Origin of the sequence: Streptomyces sp. Ag109_O5-10 (assembly GCF_900105755.1) — a bacterium.
In the GTDB taxonomy this organism is placed as follows: domain Bacteria; phylum Actinomycetota; class Actinomycetes; order Streptomycetales; family Streptomycetaceae; genus Streptomyces.
Genome location: NZ_FNTQ01000001.1, coordinates 3,698,653 through 3,715,635 on the forward strand (window position 1 = coordinate 3,698,653; position 16,983 = coordinate 3,715,635).

8 protein-coding genes are annotated in these 16,983 nt (G+C 71.7%); 2 read left to right on the top strand and 6 right to left on the bottom strand.

Translation table 11 applies throughout. The annotated features are described in order from the left end of the window. Positions 1 to 2: 2 nt before the first annotated feature. The gene (locus BLW82_RS16840) at positions 3 to 3,623 is read right to left on the bottom strand and encodes a LamG-like jellyroll fold domain-containing protein (RefSeq protein WP_093499585.1); all 3,621 of its coding nucleotides are present in this window, start codon (positions 3,621 to 3,623) and stop codon (positions 3 to 5) included. A 32-nt stretch (positions 3,624 to 3,655) separates the two neighbouring features. Continuing rightward, positions 3,656 to 5,182, bottom strand: coding sequence for a VCBS repeat-containing protein (locus BLW82_RS16845; RefSeq protein ID WP_256216213.1), 1,527 nt, complete (start codon positions 5,180 to 5,182; stop codon positions 3,656 to 3,658). 544 nt (positions 5,183 to 5,726) lie between these two features. Between BLW82_RS16845 and BLW82_RS16850 the strand changes: the two genes are divergently transcribed. Further along, positions 5,727 to 7,622: a glycosyltransferase family 2 protein gene (locus BLW82_RS16850; RefSeq protein ID WP_093499586.1), complete on the top strand. Its 1,896-nt coding sequence runs from the start codon at positions 5,727 to 5,729 to the stop codon at positions 7,620 to 7,622. 10 nt (positions 7,623 to 7,632) lie between these two features. Here BLW82_RS16850 and BLW82_RS16855 read toward each other — a convergent pair whose 3' ends face one another. After that, entirely contained in the window at positions 7,633 to 9,249 is a 1,617-nt protein-coding gene (locus BLW82_RS16855) for a serine/threonine-protein kinase (protein WP_093499587.1), read from the bottom strand. A gap of 215 nt (positions 9,250 to 9,464) precedes the next feature. Here BLW82_RS16855 and BLW82_RS16860 point away from each other — a divergent pair, with 215 nt between their 5' ends. Then, positions 9,465 to 9,881 carry a hypothetical protein gene (locus BLW82_RS16860; protein WP_093499588.1) on the top strand — a complete coding sequence of 139 codons (417 nt, stop codon included), beginning with the start codon at positions 9,465 to 9,467 and terminating at the stop codon, positions 9,879 to 9,881. Positions 9,882 to 9,897: 16 nt separating this feature from the next. On the opposite strand, the gene BLW82_RS16865 is transcribed toward BLW82_RS16860, so the two are convergent. From BLW82_RS16865 to BLW82_RS16875, 3 genes are all read right to left on the bottom strand, one after another. Then, a complete protein-coding gene (locus tag BLW82_RS16865) occupies positions 9,898 to 11,589 on the bottom strand; it encodes a serine/threonine-protein kinase (RefSeq protein WP_093499589.1) in 1,692 nt (563 codons plus the stop codon). A gap of 221 nt (positions 11,590 to 11,810) precedes the next feature. Further along, positions 11,811 to 14,639 (bottom strand): protein kinase, encoded by a 2,829-nt coding sequence (locus BLW82_RS16870; RefSeq protein WP_093499590.1) that lies wholly within the window; start codon positions 14,637 to 14,639, stop codon positions 11,811 to 11,813. Positions 14,640 to 14,776: 137 nt separating this feature from the next. Then, a complete protein-coding gene (locus BLW82_RS16875; protein ID WP_093499591.1) occupies positions 14,777 to 16,831 on the bottom strand; it encodes a serine/threonine-protein kinase in 2,055 nt (684 codons plus the stop codon). Positions 16,832 to 16,983 lie beyond the last annotated feature (152 nt).

Below are 16,983 nucleotides of genomic sequence, written 5' to 3' on the forward strand. Positions count from 1 at the left end.
GGTTAGGCCGGGGTCTCGTCGATGCTGGAGCCGCCCGGCAGGCCGGCGACCAGCGCCACCAGCGAGGCGTCCAGCGGACCCTGGTACATGCGCACCTCGTCCACGGCGCCGGAGAAGTACTCGCCCGCCGACGAACCGGTCCGCGCACGGCCGATCTGGAGGCTGGTCGTGCTGAAGTCCCAGGTGTTGTCCCAGGAGGCGTCGACCACGGCGACCCCGTTGACGTACAGGAGCGCGTCACCGAAGACCGCGTTGTAGACGAGGGCGAGATGGTCGCCGTCGCCCGCGGAGCTCGGGGCGTCGCCCTTGTCCAGTTCGGTGACGGTGACCGGCGAGGAGGTGTCCGCGTCGGTCACCATCAGCTGCCAGCGGGCGTCGGCCGCCGAGTACCTGACCTTGATCGCGGTGCCGTTGGCGCCGGAGAGCGACAGCACCGTCTCGTCGGTCGCCGGGCTCGCCGAGGCCAGCCGGGCCCGTGCCGTCAGGGTGAAGCTGTCCTGCGCGGTGAGCGGTCCGGCCGCCGCACGGGTTGCGTAGCCGCTGACGCCGTCCAGCGCCAGGTGTCCGTCGCCCCACAGCGGCGCGGCCGGCGGGACGCATTCCGGGTCGGCCTCGGGGTCGCAGGACTCGTCCGGCACGTAGATGGACGCGCCGCCGCCGAGGGTCAGCCCGGTGCCGCCGCCGTTCTCCGGGGAGACGCCGTTCGCGGCCTCGTCCAGCTGCCAGTAGGCCAGCTGGTGCGGCTGGATGCCGCCGAGCTCCTGGCCCTCGGTGGGCGGGATGACCCGGTCGTGCAGCTTGACGTCCGCGACACTGCCCTTGAGGTTGTTGGTGTATCCGTCCAGGTCGAGCCGGCGGCCGATCTGCACGGCGCCGGTCGCGGTCCACACGGTGTGCCGGGCCTGCACGTCGTCGGCGACGAGGACGCCGTTGACGTACAGCATCAGCTTGCCGAGCTCGGCGTCGTAGACGCCGATCAGGTGCGTCCAGCTGCCCACGACCGCCGTGGCGCCGGAGACCTTCCAGGTGCCCAGCGTCTCCATGTCGCTGACCGGGATGCGGAAGGTCCAGGAGGCGGTGTCCTTGTCGTAGCCCAGCTCGAAGCCGGCCTGGGCGGTGCCGTCCTGGCTGACGACGGTCATGTTCTGGGTGGGCAGCGTCGGCAGCATCACCCAGGCGCTCACCGAGAAGGACTTGCCGGTGTCGACGGAGGCGGTGCCCGAGTCGAGGTAGGCGGCGTCAGTGCCGTCGAAGGAGGCGGCGGTGTCGGTGGAGCCGAGCGGGCCGGCCGCGCCGAAGGCCACTCCGGAGCCGGGGGTCGCGGCGGGGGTGGTGCTGCTCCCGGCCGCCTTCGTGGAGCCCTTGGCGTCACCGAGGGTCCAGGCGGCGACCGGCGCGCGGCCGTCGCTGACCAGGAAGACGTGCACGGTCGGCGTCTTCTGCGCGTTGCCGGCGCCGTCGACCGCGGTCACGTGCAGGGTGTACGTGCCCTCGCTCGGCGGCATCCAGCGGATGGTCGCCGGGCCGCCGGTGGAGTCGGCGGTCACCGTCTTCTTCGCGCTGTCGGCCTGCGGGCCGGTGACGTAGTAGGTGTACTTGGTGACGTCGGTGGACGGCGAGTCCATGGTGAAGTCGCCGTAGTCGCCGACGCCCGTGTGCCAGGCCTCGTCGTCGGGGTACCGGGCCGAGGTGATCGCGGCCGACTTGGGCTTGCTGGTGTCGTAGATGAACTCGCAGCGGGTCTGGTCGCCGTCGGTGGACCAGGCGCCGTACGACTGCTGGTCGTAGCCGCGGACCGCCCAGGCGACGGTGGTGTTCGACGGGACGGTGAACCCGGCCTCGCCGTCGCCCGCGACGTCGCTGCCGATGGTGTAGAAGAACGTGGCCACACCGGTCTGGTCGCTCCAGCTGGAGTCGACGGTGGTCTTCTTGGCCGTCGTGGCGTAGTGCGTGACCGTGTCACCGCTGGAGTTGGTCCACCAGACCTTGAACTGGGCCTGGAGCGTCTCGGAGTTTGAGCCGGTGTCCCCGTGGTCGTAGTCGCGGATCACGGCGGAGACCCGCGGGGCCTCGGTCACGTAGTGCTCGGTGCCCGCGCCGTACTCGCAGGCACCGCCCGGCTTCATCTGCAGGTCGCTCTGGACGGGCTCGAGCGGCGGCCGGTTGTAGGTCACTTCGAGGTGCGCGTTGCCGCAGAAGCGCTTCCAGTACGAGGTGTCGGACTCACTGCCCGCCTTCAGCCGGAACGTGGTGGTGTCCCAGGCCTTGTCGGCCGCGGTCTGGATGGTGCTCTGTACGTCGAAGCGGACGTTCTGGTTGGTCGAGGTGCACGACCCGGCGTTGCCGGTGGGCGACTTGGTGCCGACCGTCGCTTTGGATGACGGCTGGTTCGCCCAGTCGGTCTTCGAGCTGATCGCGCTCGCGCCGGTGCTGTTGACCCGGGCGAGCTGCACCTCACGGGCGCTGGAGCTGTAGGTGAACACCTGCGTCACCGCGAACTCGGCGCTGACGATGTCCTTCCCCGCGAAGGTGCCGGTCGGGATCGCGAAGAACTGCCGCTTCACGTCCGACGAGCTGCTGCACCGGACGGACACGTCGGAGGGGCACAGGCCGACGCCTTCGTCGTCGTCGAACTTCCAGAAGGAGGTGCTCGAGTAGTGCGAGGACACCATGGTCCAGCCCGTGCGGGTCGAGGTCTTGACTACCGGGTCGATGTAGACCGGGTAGACGGTGTCGGCGTCGGTGAGCAGGCCGGTGTCGGGGGTGAGCGTCATCGTGTCCGCGGAGACGTCGACTCCGACGTCGGCGACCCGGGCGCCCTCGGGGGGTGTCTGGGTGTTCTCGTCGGCGGCGGGCGCGTCGTCCTTCGCCGCGTGGCTGGAGTCCCACATCACCGGCTGCGGCGCCTCGAAGACCGCGCCGCCCGAGCCGGTGTCGGTGGCGGTCAGCCCGCCGTCGCCGGTCTCCGTCAGCCGCACCGACGAGGTGTCGAGCGGCAGGCGCAGCTTCGCCAGCTCCGGGTCGGCCGCCGCCTTCGCGTTCTTGACGACCAGCACGTGCGAGAAGCCCTCGGCACTGGCGGTGACCTTGAGGTCGACGCCGTCCAGGACGTTCGGGTACGTGGCGGTGGAGCCGTCGATCTTCGGCTTCGGCAGCTTGTCCGGCCAGTCCAGGGAGACGGAGCGGCCGTCCTTCTCGATCTCGGCGAAGGTCGTGTCACCGCCGCCGGAGAAGGACATGGCGGTCAGCGCCGCCTTGGGGGCGAGGGTGCCGTTCTTCCGCCTGACCAGCGTGGTGTCGATGTCCGTCCACTTGCCGTCGACGCGGGTGCGGACGGGCTGGACGTACTCGCTGACGGTGAACGTGCCGTCCGGGTTGGCGACGGTGGTGCCGCGTTCGTCGCGCAGGCTCTGGATCTCGACGGCCTTGCCGGACTTCTTCGCCCTGGTCCGGGCGGCGTCCGGGGAGAGCGACGTGCCGCTGTCGGCGGTGGTGTCCTTGGCGGCGGCCGACGTCTGCTCGGCGGCCGGGGCGGGGACGACGCTCAGACCGGTCGTCAGCAGGGCCGCCACCGCGGCGGCCGCGACGAGGGGGCGGCGTCCGGGGCTTCTGCGGATCTTCATGGTGCGGTGCTCTCTGCTCCCGTGCCGGCGGTTCACCCGATCACCCCGAACGTCGAGCCCGCGTCGGGCAGGCCGCCCGATCCGGGCACGTGGACGGTGGTCCCCGTGCTGGTGGTGCCGTCGATGTCGGACCACGGCATGACGTACGCGACGCCCTTCGAGGTGGCCGGTTCCTTGCTGTAGGGCACGCCCACGTAGAGGTTGGTGCTGCCGCCCGCGAGTGCGATGCCCGTGTAGTCGCGGGCGGTCGCGGTGCCGGGCAGCCCCGAACCGCGGAAGAGCTCCTTGTCGTTGGCGCCGATGGCGATGTCGAGCGGCCGGAAGGTGTGCACGGCACCCGCGTCCTTGACCGCCGGGGTGTCCTTGCCCGGCTCACCGACGGCCAGGCGGACGTTGGCCGTGGTGGTCACGACGGTGGTGTCGGTGTTGGCGATCGCCACGCGCTGGCCCATGAAGTCGTCGGCGACCGCGTCGCCCTCGACGTCCGGGACACTATTGTCGAAGGCCGCGATCTGGGTGTAAGCGCCGGACGGCTGGATGCGGATGACCGCCACCCCGCCCGCGTCCGGCGTGGTCCCGATGTCCTCGCCCGGGATGCCCACGGCCAGTAGGACGTCGGAGTTGTACGTCTGGTCGCTGGGCCGGTAGCCGGTCATGGAGACCGAGAAGCCGAAGCGGTCCCCGGCCTCCGACGCACCGCCGATCCCGGTGCTGTCCTGGCCGAGCCCCACGAGCGGCGTGGGCATGCCGCCGGAGAGGGTGTGGCTGAAGACCTCCACCGCGCCGGCGAACGCCAGGTCACCGGCTCCCTCACCGGGAACGCCGACGGCGAAGTAGCGGTTGGTTCCGGCGAGCGAGGAGCCGAAGCGGTCGTTCTCCTCGGCGTCGCCGTGCACCCCGGGAGAGTTCTGGGTCAGGGAGACCTTGGTGGTGCCCTGGACGTACTCGATGCACCCGGCGTCCGTGTACGTCGTGCTGCCCACCGTGACTCCCTCACCGGGGACCCCGATGACCAGGTACGGCGATCCACTCGCGGTCGTGCCCGCCTTCAGCGCGTAGCCGAACCAGTCGTACGCCTCGGTCGCGGTACCGGAGTCGAACCCCGCCTGGCTGTAGCCCTGGATCACGGAGCCCGTCCCGATGCCGGTGGGCGTGCCGTGGATGATGTAGATCGCCCCGGCGTCGACGAGATTCTTGCCGTCCTTCACGACGTCCTCGTACGGCGCGCCGACCACCAGGTCGCTGCAGCCGTCGCCGTCGGCGTCGTAGCCGGCGTAGGACGTGCCGAAGCCGTCGCCGGTCTCGGGCGTCGCACCCATGCCGCTGGTCGCCTGGGAGATCTCCGAGACGCCCTTGCCCCCGCCCAGGACCACCCGCACCAGTCCGGCGCGCTTGACCCCGTTCACCGTCGCGCCCGGGTCCGCGATCACCGTGTCCTGCAGCCCGTCGCCGTTGAAATCGCTCGCGGTCCCCGCCGTGCATGTGGCGGCGGCCGCCTCCGGCGAGGTCAGCGTCACGCCCCCCGTCGCGGCCAGGAGAAGGCCGGCCAACGCGACCATTTTCCCCGCCAGATGTGTACGCGTACGCACACTCCACCCCTCGTTGTCCCGTCGGGCGAGCCCAGGTAAGACCACCCTATGAATGACGTAAGAGCAGACTAAATACGAGACAAATAAAGGCCGTCAAGACCGTTCGAGAAACCGGCTGCACACGGCAACCACACAGAGCGGCATCATCTTTGCCTTATGCGCTGCAACGAACGAGAAGGGGATCCAGGGCGGCAAAAAGGGGCAAAGGTTGCCCCGTTCGCGCGCCCCCCCGAGGGAAGCCAAGGACGCTTCACGAAATATTCACATGACGGCTCCGGAATGATCGTGATACGTTCATGAGTGGAAGATGCTTCCTATCTGCAAACAGCCCGGCCCCTTTTATCGGCATTCGGCTCCACGATCCACCGAGGAAATTGCACCCGCCGACCTCCCCGGTAATTCAGCAGAATGATCGAGCCTCCCGTTTCGGTTATCCAATTCCGCAACCGCGGTCACCCCCTGCCCTTCTGCGAACGGTTCGTCACCGCGCGACCAAGCGGGTAAAATCCGGGGAATGCCGAGAATCAAGGTCAGCGTCATCGTCCCCGTCTACAACACCGGGGCCTATGTCGACGAGTGCGCACCGTCGTTGCTGGGGCAGAGCCTGCCGGCGGACGAGTACGAGGTGATCTACGTCGACGACGGGTCGACGGACGACACTCCGGCCCGGCTGGAGAAGATCGCGGCCGCGCATTCGAACGTCCAGGTCCGCGCCCGCCCCAACTCGGGCTGGCCGGGTGCACCGCGCAACCTCGGCATACAGCACGCCAGAGGCGAGTACGTGCAGTTCGTCGACCACGACGACATGCTCGGGCCCGAGGCCCTGGAGCGGCTGTACGAGCACGCGAAGCGGAACGACGCCGACGTCGTACTCGGCAAGATGTCCAGCACCATGGTGCGGCCCCGCCGGGTGTTCCGGCACACGGTGGACACCTGCACGATCGACAACGACGAGCTGATGCAGACGCTGACGCCGCACAAGATGTTCCGCCGGGCCTTCGTCGAGCAGCACGGCCTGCGCTTCCCGGAGGGACCCTGGTTCCTCGAGGACATGCTCTTCGTCACCGCCGCCTACCTGAAGGCACAGCGCATAGCGATCCTCGCCGACTACCCCTGCTACTACTGGATGAAGCGGGACGACGGAGGCAACAACACCCAGCACCGGTTCAACCCCCGGTACGGGTTCTGGCCCAATCTCCGCACCATCGCCCGGCAGCTCAAGGACGGCACCACACCCTCCGACGACCTCGACGCCCTGCAGAACCGGCTGCTGCACCGCCTCTACCAGGTGGAGATCCTTGCCCGCGCCCGGGAACCCGAAGTCCTGCGCGAGGACCCGGCCGACCAGCGCCCGCGTTTCGAGACAGCCCGTCAGCTGGCCCTGGAGGAGTTCCCGCCGGCCGTACGGGAGGGGCTGCCCGCGGTGTCACGGCTGCGGGCCGAACTCCTCGAAAGCGGCGACTTCGACGGCGCGGTCGCGTTCGCCGAGCACGTCCGCGAGGTGCAGGCCCGCGGCGAACTCGGCCAACCCCGCTGGGAGGACGGCCGCCTGGTCGCCGATGTCAGGCTGAGCCTGGTACGAGGAGACGGCGAGCCCCTGGCACTCGTCCAGCGGGACGGGAAGCACTGGCTCGACCCGGAGCTGCTGGGTGGAGTGCCGGGGACCGAGGACGGCTGGGACGTCCGTGACCCGTTCCGCCTCGCCTACGCCGAACTGGTCGTCAAGGACCGGGACCGGGAGGACTGGTGGTACCCGGAAGGCGACCTGGACGTACGGCTGGAACCACTCGGGGAAGGCCGGTCCCGGCTCGTCGCGTCCGGACGGCTGACCCTGGATCCGGAACGGCTGGCCGGCGGCCGCCCGCTGGAGCGCGGGCCGCACGAGGTGTGGGCGTACGTGCAGTTCCTGGGCGTCGACCGGCTGATCCGCATGACCGGCGACGCCACTCCGAACACCCCGGCCGCCACCCCCGCCCTCACCGGCGGCCGGCTCGCCCTCCCCTACTGGACGGCCGGCCGGGCGCAGCTCACCCTCGACGTGGGCCCCCGCCTGCGCAAGCTCGGCCCCGACACCGCCGAGGCCGCCGCCGCGAACTCCGCGCACGGCAGGCACGCGCTCCCGTTGCCGTATGTTGCGGCGGCCGCGTCCACCACAGCCGCCCCCGTCAAGGTCACGGTCGCCACGCTGACGGTGAACGCCGAGCTGGTCCCCGACGCCGGTGTGGTGCATCTGCGCCTCCCGGCCCGCCTGCAACTGCCGTCAGGACGGCACCCGGTCACCCTCCCGAAGGCGCCGGCGCCGGTCGCGTACGCGGTCGTCCGCAACGGTGCCCTGCTGCGGCTGGAGGGCCCGGCCTACCGCGCCGGCACCGCCCGCCGTCTCGTGGACCTGGTCCGGCGCACCCGGTAGCGGCCTCTTCTCACGTGGCCGTGAACGTGTCGACGGCCACGTCGAAGTACTCCCGCGCCTCCCGCACCTTCCCGACCGGCGCCGACACCCACACGTCGTACAGCGTGCCGTCCTCCTCCCAGCAGAGGTCGTAGGTGTGCCGGGGGCCCTCCGCCGCGCTGAAGCCCTTCCAGGTGAACTCCCAGAAGGCGGCGGGGTTTCCGGAGTGGGTGGTGTCGGTGACCCGGCCGTCGTGGTAGCCGGGGTTCGTGCTCGGCCCCTCGGCCGCCGCGCGCCGCATCACCCCGCCGGGGCCGCCGGTCTGCGTCTCGGAGAGCTTGATGCCGAGCCGGAAGGTCTGCCCCGGCGACATGTAGAAGACACGCTCGCCCTGCGGGTCGCGGGTGAAGCCCTCCGGGACGGCGAGGGAGAAGCCGGCCGGGTCCCGCGCGAGACGGTATCCGGAGGGCGCGGTGCGGGAGTGGGTGGTGGGCGGCGGGGCGCTCGGGACGCTCGGGGACGGGGACGGCGTGGTGGCCGTGGCCGAGGGGGGCGCCTGGTGCGAGGCGGAGACGGCCGTCGTGCCTCCGGGACCCGGCGCGGTGCCGCCCCCGTCGCCGTGGAACAGCAGGGTGGCCGCCGACACACCCGCCCCTGCCATCGCGGCGACCAGCAGCGCGGCGACCAGCACCCCGCGGGTGGAGGTCCGGGGCGGCACGGCGGGTTCGGGCGGCGGCGGCCGCGGAACGTCCCGCTGGGTCGGCGTGTACGACGCGACGCCCGCGCTCCGCGCCGCGCCACCGGCGCCCGTCACGGCCCCCGTCTCCAGGAACCCGCGCAGCATCAGCTCGGCCTCCGCCGCGCCCAGCCGGCGCTCGGGATCGCGCTCGAGGAGCCCCCGTACGACCGGCAGCAGCGGCTCGGCCTGGGCCGGTGGCCGGATCTCGTCGGAGACCACGGCGTGCAGGATCCCGCCGAGCGAGTCGCGCCGGAACGGCGACTCGCCACTGAGCGCCGCGCACAGCAGTGCCCCCAGCGACCACAGGTCGGCGGCCGGTCCTGACCGGCCGCCCGACATCCGCTCGGGCGCGGTGTACTCGGGCGAGCCGACGAAGGACCCGGTCTCGGTGAGCGTGGTGGCGCCCGCGACCTGGGCGATCCCGAAGTCGGTGAGCACGACACGCCCGGTGGCGGCCTCCACGAGCACGTTCGCCGGCTTGATGTCCCGGTGCAGCACCCCGGCCCCGTGCGCCGTCCGCAGGGCGCTCAGCAGCGCGATCCCGATCCGCGCGGCCTCGCTCACGTCCACCGGCCCGCTCCGCGAGATCCGGTCGGCGAGCGAACCGCCCTCGATCAACTCCATGACGATGTAAGGCCGTCCGCCGTCCTCGACGACGTCGTGCACGACGATGATGTGCGGGTGGTGCAACTGGGCGACGGCCTGCGCCTCGCGCAGCGTGCGGTCACGGCGCAGCCGGGCGTCGTCGTCCGGGAGGGAGTCGTCGACGGTGAGCTCCTTGACGGCGACCTGCCGCCCCAGCAAGTGGTCGGCCGCGCGCCACACGACACCCATCCCGCCCCGCCCGAGCCGCGCCTGCAGGCGATAACGCCCCGCGATCAGACGGACGGCGTCCCCGTCGGTCCCCATGGCCCCATGATGCCGCACCGGACGCCCCCCTTCCGGCGCGGTGACCGGCCAAGTGCACCGCCGCGAACACTTCACAGACGAGCGTTTTCAGCCACATCGAGTTTTGAAATGGTTACAGGGCACGGCAAATCATCCGGACATAAGCCCTGAGCAAGGTAAAACGGGTGGCCAGAACCGTGCTGCCATGTGAATCATGAAACCCTTATTGTTTCCTTATGGGAAACACATGGAAGCGCCTTTCCGTCACGAGTGTCGCGGCGGCGGCGATATTCGCCACGGCCACCGTGACCGACGCCAGCGCGGCGAGTGGCGGAGCATCGTGCTCCACGACCGGCGCCAAGGGGAGCCTCACGTTCTCCAACTGGTCGAACAATTACGTGGACATCAGCGGTTGGGTCAAGGACACCGCCGCCGATGGTCACCACGTGGGCATTCAGCTCATCTCCTCCAACGGTGGCGAGAACCTCGAGGGCTGGCCCTGGCACTACGAATACGACGGAAACGGATCGACTCTCACCTTCAGCACGCACGCGTCGGACACCGACAATTGGCTCCGCGAGGTCGGTGTGCACGTGGCGGTCTGGGAAGGGGACAAGATCGTCAGCGGGCTCACCTGCGCGGACTGGGCCTGAACGTCACTTGACGCTCTCACGGCTTGACTTCGCCCTCCCGCCAGCCCTGGAGAACGAAGGTGAACCGCTTGCTGGTGGTGGCCCAGTCGTCAATCGGTGAGGCCGTGTAGATCGCGTACTCGACGCCGTCGCCGGTGAAGTAGCCGAGGTCGACGGCCCGGTACGCCCCCGGCACCTTCGCGTCCTTCGGCAGTGCGGTCCACGTGTACTCCCAGCGGGAGCTCGGCAGATCGCGGTACGTGTCCTCCTTCAGACTCACCGTCTTGTAGTCCACCAGCCGTTGTCTGAGCAGCCTTTCGAGGTTGCGCATGTGGTCGTACGCGTTGCTGTAGTCGGGTGAAGTGTCGACGGCGACGCGTACGAGGTGCGTGCCCCCGTCGGGCGAGTAGTCGATCTGCTCCAGACCGTTCGTCTTCTTGATGGACACCGAGCGCTTCCAGCCCGCGGGCAGGTACAGCGTGAAGCCCACGGGGTCGTCGTACTTCTTCCAGCCCGCGGGAATCGTGCCGCCCGGTGCCACGGTCGCGCCGCCCGACGAGGTGGAACCTGACGTGGCCGGGGTGATCACACTGCCGGTGCCGTCCTGCTGCTGTCCGAAGTCCCACTTCTGGAGGACGACGGCCGCGCCACCACCCAGCAGCGCGGCCAAGGTGACGACGAGGGCGAGCGTGCGCAGCCGGCGTCGCCTGGGCTGGGCGGCAACGGGGGCGGACGGCGCGGCGACGGCTGTCGGCGAGGTGGTGGAGCCCCCCGGGGGGCGCTGCCCGCCGTACGAGCTTCCGTACTCCCCGCCCCGCGAGCCGTCGTACGTCTCGCCGTGCGAACCGCCGGAGTCCCGCCAGATCCCACCGGCATGCGACTGCGTCGGCACGTACTTCTGCGCCCCGCTCGGCCGTCGGCCCTCCGCCGCCTCGGCGAGCATCTGCTCGGTCTCCTCGGGGCTCGGCCGCTCGGCCGGTTCCTTGCGCAGCAGGGCCGTGATGACCGGCCCCAGCGGGCCCGCGCCGTGCGGCTCGCCGGCCTCGTCCTCGACGACCGCCTGCATGGTGGTCAGCGGCGAGGTGCGGCGGAACGGCGAGCGCCCCTCCACCGCCGTGTACAGCGTCGCGCCCAGCGCCCACAGGTCGGAGGACGGCCCAGGATCGTGCCCGCGCACGCGCTCCGGCGCGAGGTAGTCGACGGATCCGACCACTTCCCCGGTACGGGTGATCGTCGTGTCGCCCTCGATCTGGGCGATGCCGAAGTCGGTGAGGAGGACCCGGCCGTCCCGTCCGATCAGGACGTTGCCCGGCTTGACGTCCCGGTGCAGCACCCCGGCGCTGTGCGCGGCGCGCAGCGCGCGGAGCACCCACAGCCCGATCCGGGCGGCCTCCCGCGGCTCGATGCGCCCCTGTTCCTTGACCGCGTCGGCCAGGGAGTGGCCCTCGACCAGTTCCATGACGATCCACGGGCGGCCGTCGTGTTCGAGGACGTCGTGGACGGTGACGACGGCGGAGTGGTTGATGCGCGCCGCGGCCCGGGCCTCCGCCCGGGTGCGGGCCAGCAGGACGGCCTGGTCGCTCTCGGAGACGTAGAGCGCGGCCGTCAACTCCTTGATGGCGACGGCCCGGTGCAGCACTTCGTCATGGGCGCGCCACACCCGGCCCATGCCGCCGCTGCCGATGATGTCGGCCAGCCGGTAGCGGCCCGCGATGAGCAGGCCCTGCATCTGATTCACGTTGCCCCGCAATGGTCTTGTCAGGGTCAGACTAAGGACCGCTCCCCGGTCAGGGAACAAGGGGGGTCCCACGGAGACAGCACTGTGACGGTTCTCGCTTCCGCCACCGGATGTGAACGAAATCCCCGCACCGGAACGGGAACCAACCGCCTTGGGGGCGCGTTGAATTCCCCCGGCCCGCCCCCTTGTACGTCCGCGGCTGCCTCTGCGTCTCAGCCCGTGTACCTGTACGTCGCCGACGCCTGCTCGTACACCGTGGTGACCTCGTCCCGGTCGGCCTCCGGACCGCGCACCTGCACGATGTGGTATCTCCCGTTGATCAGGAAGACCATGTTGCGCACGAACAGGTCGCCCTGCCGGCCGTCCGTCCAGGTGAACTGGCCCTCCGCCGACACCTGCTGACCGACCGTGATGGTCCGCAGCCCGCCCGCGGTGGCCCAGCTGGAGTTCCGGTAGGGCTGCAGCTCCGGCTCCTTGTCCCGCTGGTACGCCATCGGGTCGCTGCCGAAAGCCGCCGCGCTGTCCCGCCCGGCCACGACGATCAGCTCGAACTTCCCGTGCGAGTAGATCACCTGGCCGCTGCCGTTCTTCGGGGAACGGCTCCATCCCTGGGCGACGGCGATCCGGAAGCCGTTCGGGTCCTCGCGCAGGGTGAACCCGTCGGCGACCGTGGCACCGCCGGTCGAACCGGCGGTGGTCTGCGTCTCGGTGGACGGGGTCGACGTGGGGGTCGGCGTCGGCGTCGGCGTCCGGTCGTGGCTCGGCGCGGGACTCGCCTCGCCTGCCGTGCCCGTCCGGTTCCCGGCCGCCGCGCCGCCCTCGGCCCCGGTGTCCTTCTTCGGCAGGAACAGCATGGCGTACGCGACCGCCGCGGCCAGCAGGAGCAGGACCAGCAGAAGCAGGGTGCGGCCCAGCCGGCGCGGGGACCTGCCCTCCTCCCGGGCCCGCTTGTGCCGGCCGTGCGTCGCCGGGAGCCCGGCCTTGCGCCTGCGCACCAGCTCGCCGCGGCGCCGGACGATCGGCAGCCGCCGGGGGTCGGCGGGCGGGGCGGCGACGACATGGGCACCGGCGTCCGGCTCGGGCGCGGACCGCACCAGCGAGCGCAGCCAGCCGCGCAGCTCCTCGAAGTCCAGCCGCTCGGTGGGGTCCTGACGCAGCAGCGACTCCACGACCGGCCTGAGCGACCCGCACTCCTCCGCGAAGGCGGGCGGCTCCGAGCACACCAGCTGCACCAGCTCGGCCGTGGACTCCTCCGGGTACGGCGCGTGTCCCTGTACCGACCGGAACAGCAGCGCACCGAGCGCCCACAGGTCGGTGGCCGGGCCGATGGGGGCCGCCAGCTGCCAGTTCTCGTGCACGGGAACGGCCTGCTCCGGCGCCCAGCGCTCGGTCACCGGCCCCACGACGGTCATCCGCACCTGCCGCGCCCGCTCGGCGGCCAGCGCGGTGCCGGGCCCCCGCCGGCCGGGAACGGCGGCACCGGCCTCGCCCCAGCGGGCGGCGGCGGGTCCGGCACCCTGCGCGGGTACGACGGCGGGCGCCTGGCCCTGGCCGCCGGGAAGTCCGGCACCGGTCAGGGCAGTGCCCGCACCGGGTCCGGCCGCCGGGAGCGCGGTGCGTTCCTGGCCGGGAGCCACCGCCGGGTGCGTGCCGGGGCGGGGACGGGGTGCGGCGCCGTGCCAGGGCGACGGCGCGCCGCCCACCCCGTACGGGTCCGCGATCTGGCCGGGCGGCATGGCACCGGCGGCCCGCTGCTCCCCGCCCGGCACCTGCGTCTGCCCGTTCGCGTACGGCGGTTGCGCCACACCGTTGGCATACGACTGCTGGGCCGTCCCGTTGGCGTGTCCCGGACCGTACGGCGGCTGCGGCGCGGGCGCCGTGGTGTCGCCCTCGGCCGGCGGCCGGGCGCCGGGCAGCGCGGCCCGTCCGTGCTGCTGGGCCTCGTGGACCCTGGCGGCGGCCCTCGCTCCCGCCCGGTACGCGGCGATCGCCCCGGCCCGCGCCGCCCGGATGTCCGAGCCGGTCTCCAGGGCCCGCCGCTCCACGGCCCCCGCACCGGCGCCGCCCGTACCGGCGCCGCCCGTGCCCTCGTCGGGACCGGCCCCCGGCAGCCCGCCGGCAGCCCGCGCCTGGATCGCGGCGCGCCGGGCGGCCTCGGGATCGGTTTCCGGCGCGCCGGGCGCCTGCTGCGCGCCGCCCGTACCACCGGACGCACCACCGATGCTCCCGATGCCCCCGACGGGCACGACACCCGCGCCGCCGGAACCACCCGAAACGCGCAAACCGGGCGAAACGTTCTCACCGGAGGGACCGGAAGGGCCGGGCGCGCCGGGCGGGCCACCTGGCGTGGCGGAACCTTCCGCCACGCCGACCCACCGGCCACCGTCGGTCGGCGCACCGCCCGCGCCGCCCTCGCCGTCGGGCGCAGGCACCGGGTCGTACCCGCACAGCGCCTCCTCCGCCGCCCCGGCCGCGAGGCCGGTCAGCATCACCCGGCCGTCGTCGCAGACGAGGACCGTGCGGGCGGTGATGTTGCGGTGCACCCAGCCGTGGGCGTGCAGCACCCGAAGCGCCATCAGCACGTCGGAGGCGACCTCGGCCGCCCGGTACGGGCTCAGCGGCTGCTCCGCCAGCACCGCCGACAGCGGCCGCGCGGCGACCGACTCGCTGACGATCCAGAGCGAACCGCCCTCGGCGAACACGTCGAATACCTGGTCGAGCCGGGGATGGTCGGGGATCCGGGCGGCGGCCTGCGCGGCCTCGACGGCGCGCCGCACCACCGGGTCGCTGGGCCGGCGTGTCGCGGTGCGCGCCGTCGGCGGCCGCCGCGCGCCACGGTCACGCGCAGTGAAACCCTCCGGCAGCCCTTCGGCGTCCAGCACCTCGGCCTCGACGACCTCCGGCAACGGCACCTGGCGGACGAACACCTCCTGCCCGCTGTACGTGTCGAAGGCCCGGGTCTCGGTGTGTTCGTACTCGTCGGAGGGGGGCAACGGCAGGCGGTAGCGGTCGGCGAGCACCCGACCCGCGTAGTCGTCCACGTTGCCTCCCCCGGCCGCCCGGCTGGTCAAATCCGTTCGTTTCGCGGCCCGTTATGCATGCATACCTGGATGCGTACGGTCCGCAACCACTCACGATACGTGCCGGAGGCAAGTCTCATTGTGGGGATGCGAATTTGTCACCGGGGCTCGAAGGACACCGTCAGCGTCTTCCAGGTGTCCTTGCGCAGCTCACTGCTCCAGTCGTCGGCCTTCGCGGTGTACATCAGCGCGTACCCCTGCTTGGAGCTGACGACGAACCCCCGGTCGACCGTGTGATACTTGGTGCCGCCGTCGACGTAGGTGAACTCCCAGTCGGCCGTGTTCCAGCTGCGGTAGCTCACCTCGGCTATGCGGATCTTCTGGTACTGGGAGCGCACCATGTAACGCTCCTGGTTCTTCCAGTCCGCGACCGGGTCGTCCTTGGGCGTGCTCGTCCAGGCGATCAGCAGCTTCTGCCCGTCGGGCCCGGCGAACCGGTCTCCGGCCGAACTGCTGGTCTGGAACTTCCAGCCCTTGGGCAGCCCGATCGAGTATCCCTGGTCACCCTTGTACTTGGTCACCACCGGCGCGCTGCCACTGGAGTTCGACGCCGAGGACGAGTCGTCGCCGGAGTCTTCCGAGCCACCGCTCCCGGGGGTGCCGGCCGCCGAGGGGTCGCCGTCCGTCCGCGTGCCGCCGCTCGTGTCCCGCTTGGTGGAGTCGCCCCCGGAACCGGACTTCGCTCCCGAACCGGAACCGCTGCTCGCGCTCGCCCCCGCGGACGAACCCGCCTTGGCACCGCCGTTCTTGCCGCTCCCCTTGCTGTTCCCGTCGCCGCCGTTCAGCACGATGGCGAGCACGGTACCGAGCACCGCGAGCACCACCACCAGGGCGATGATCACCAGGGTGCGCTTCGGCACCACGTCGGTGAGCGGAGCCTTGGGCACGGGCCGGGGCGCCAGGTCCAGATCCGGCGGCGGCATCACGGGCCACCCCGAACTCGCCTTGCCGGCCGTCGGCTTGCTCCCCGCCGGGGTGGTGGCCGCGCCGGACCCGCCGGCCGCGGCCGGTCGCGCACCCCCGACCGGTCCCGAGGGCGAACCGGCCACGACCGGGGCCCCGGGTGCCGCGCCCGCGCCCGCCTCGGCTGCCGCGCCCGTGTTCTTCGTCCGGGTGGCGGCAGCGGCGCTCGCCGCCCCCGCGGCCTTCCGTACCGACCGCAGCGCCCCGCGCAGCTTCTCCCCGGCCTCCTCGCCCCGCTTGGCCCCGGCGCCCTGCTCCTGCTGCGGCGCCTCGGGCTGCGGAGGCAGCGGTACGACGCGGGTGGCGTCGGCGGGCACTTCCGCCGGCGTGTTGATGACCGCGGTGAGCATCGCCCGCGCGCCCGCGTCGTCCAGCCGCTTGGCCGGATCCTTGGTGAGCAGCCCGTAGATGACGTCCTTCAGCGGTCCCGCGTTCTTGGGCTCCTCCAGCTGCTCGGTCATCACCGCCGTCAGGGTGGCGATCGCCGACCCCTTGTCGTAGGGCGGTGTGCCCTCGACCGCCGCGTACAGCAGGCCGCCGAGCGACCACAGGTCGGCCGCCGGGCCGGGCTTGTGACCGCGGGCCCGCTCCGGGGAGATGTAGGAGGGGGCGCCGACGAGCATGCCGGTGGAGGTGATGGACGGGTCGCCCTCGACCTGGGCGATGCCGAAGTCGGTGAGCACGACCCGGCCGTCGCTCTCCGAGATCAGCACGTTGGACGGCTTCACGTCCCGGTGCAGGATGCCCTCGCGGTGTGCCGACCGCAGCACGTCCAGGATCGCCAGCCCGACCTCGGCCGCCCGCTTCGGCTCCAGCAGGCCGTCCTCCCGGATGACCTCGGCCAGCGACTTGCCCTCGACCAGCTCCATCACGATCCAGGGCCGGTCGTCCTCCTCGACCACGTCGAAGACCGTCACCGCGCTGTTGTTGCGGATCCGTGCGATCGCCTTGGCCTCGCGCAGCGTGCGCGTGATCAGGCGCCGCTTCTCCTCCTCGTCGATGTTCGACGGGAACCGCAGCTCCTTGACGGCCACCGTCCGGCCGAGGGTCTCGTCCTCGGCGCGCCACACCGTGCCCATGCCGCCGCGGCCGAGCACTCCTCCCAGCCGGTACCGCCCGGCGAGAAGACGCTCGCTGTTGTCCTGACGAGTCTCCTGACGAGAAGTCCCCGCCCGCTCCGCCTCTGACATGCGTCCCCTCATGCAACCCGCCCTGACAGAGCCTTCATTGTCCCTCACCCGACAAGTGCCCAACGCCCAGGGGCCCCCTGATTGCGCATCGGGGCCGGCCGACCGGAACCCCCGGTGACGAGTGCGTCACACGGGCGAGATGATGGGCCGCG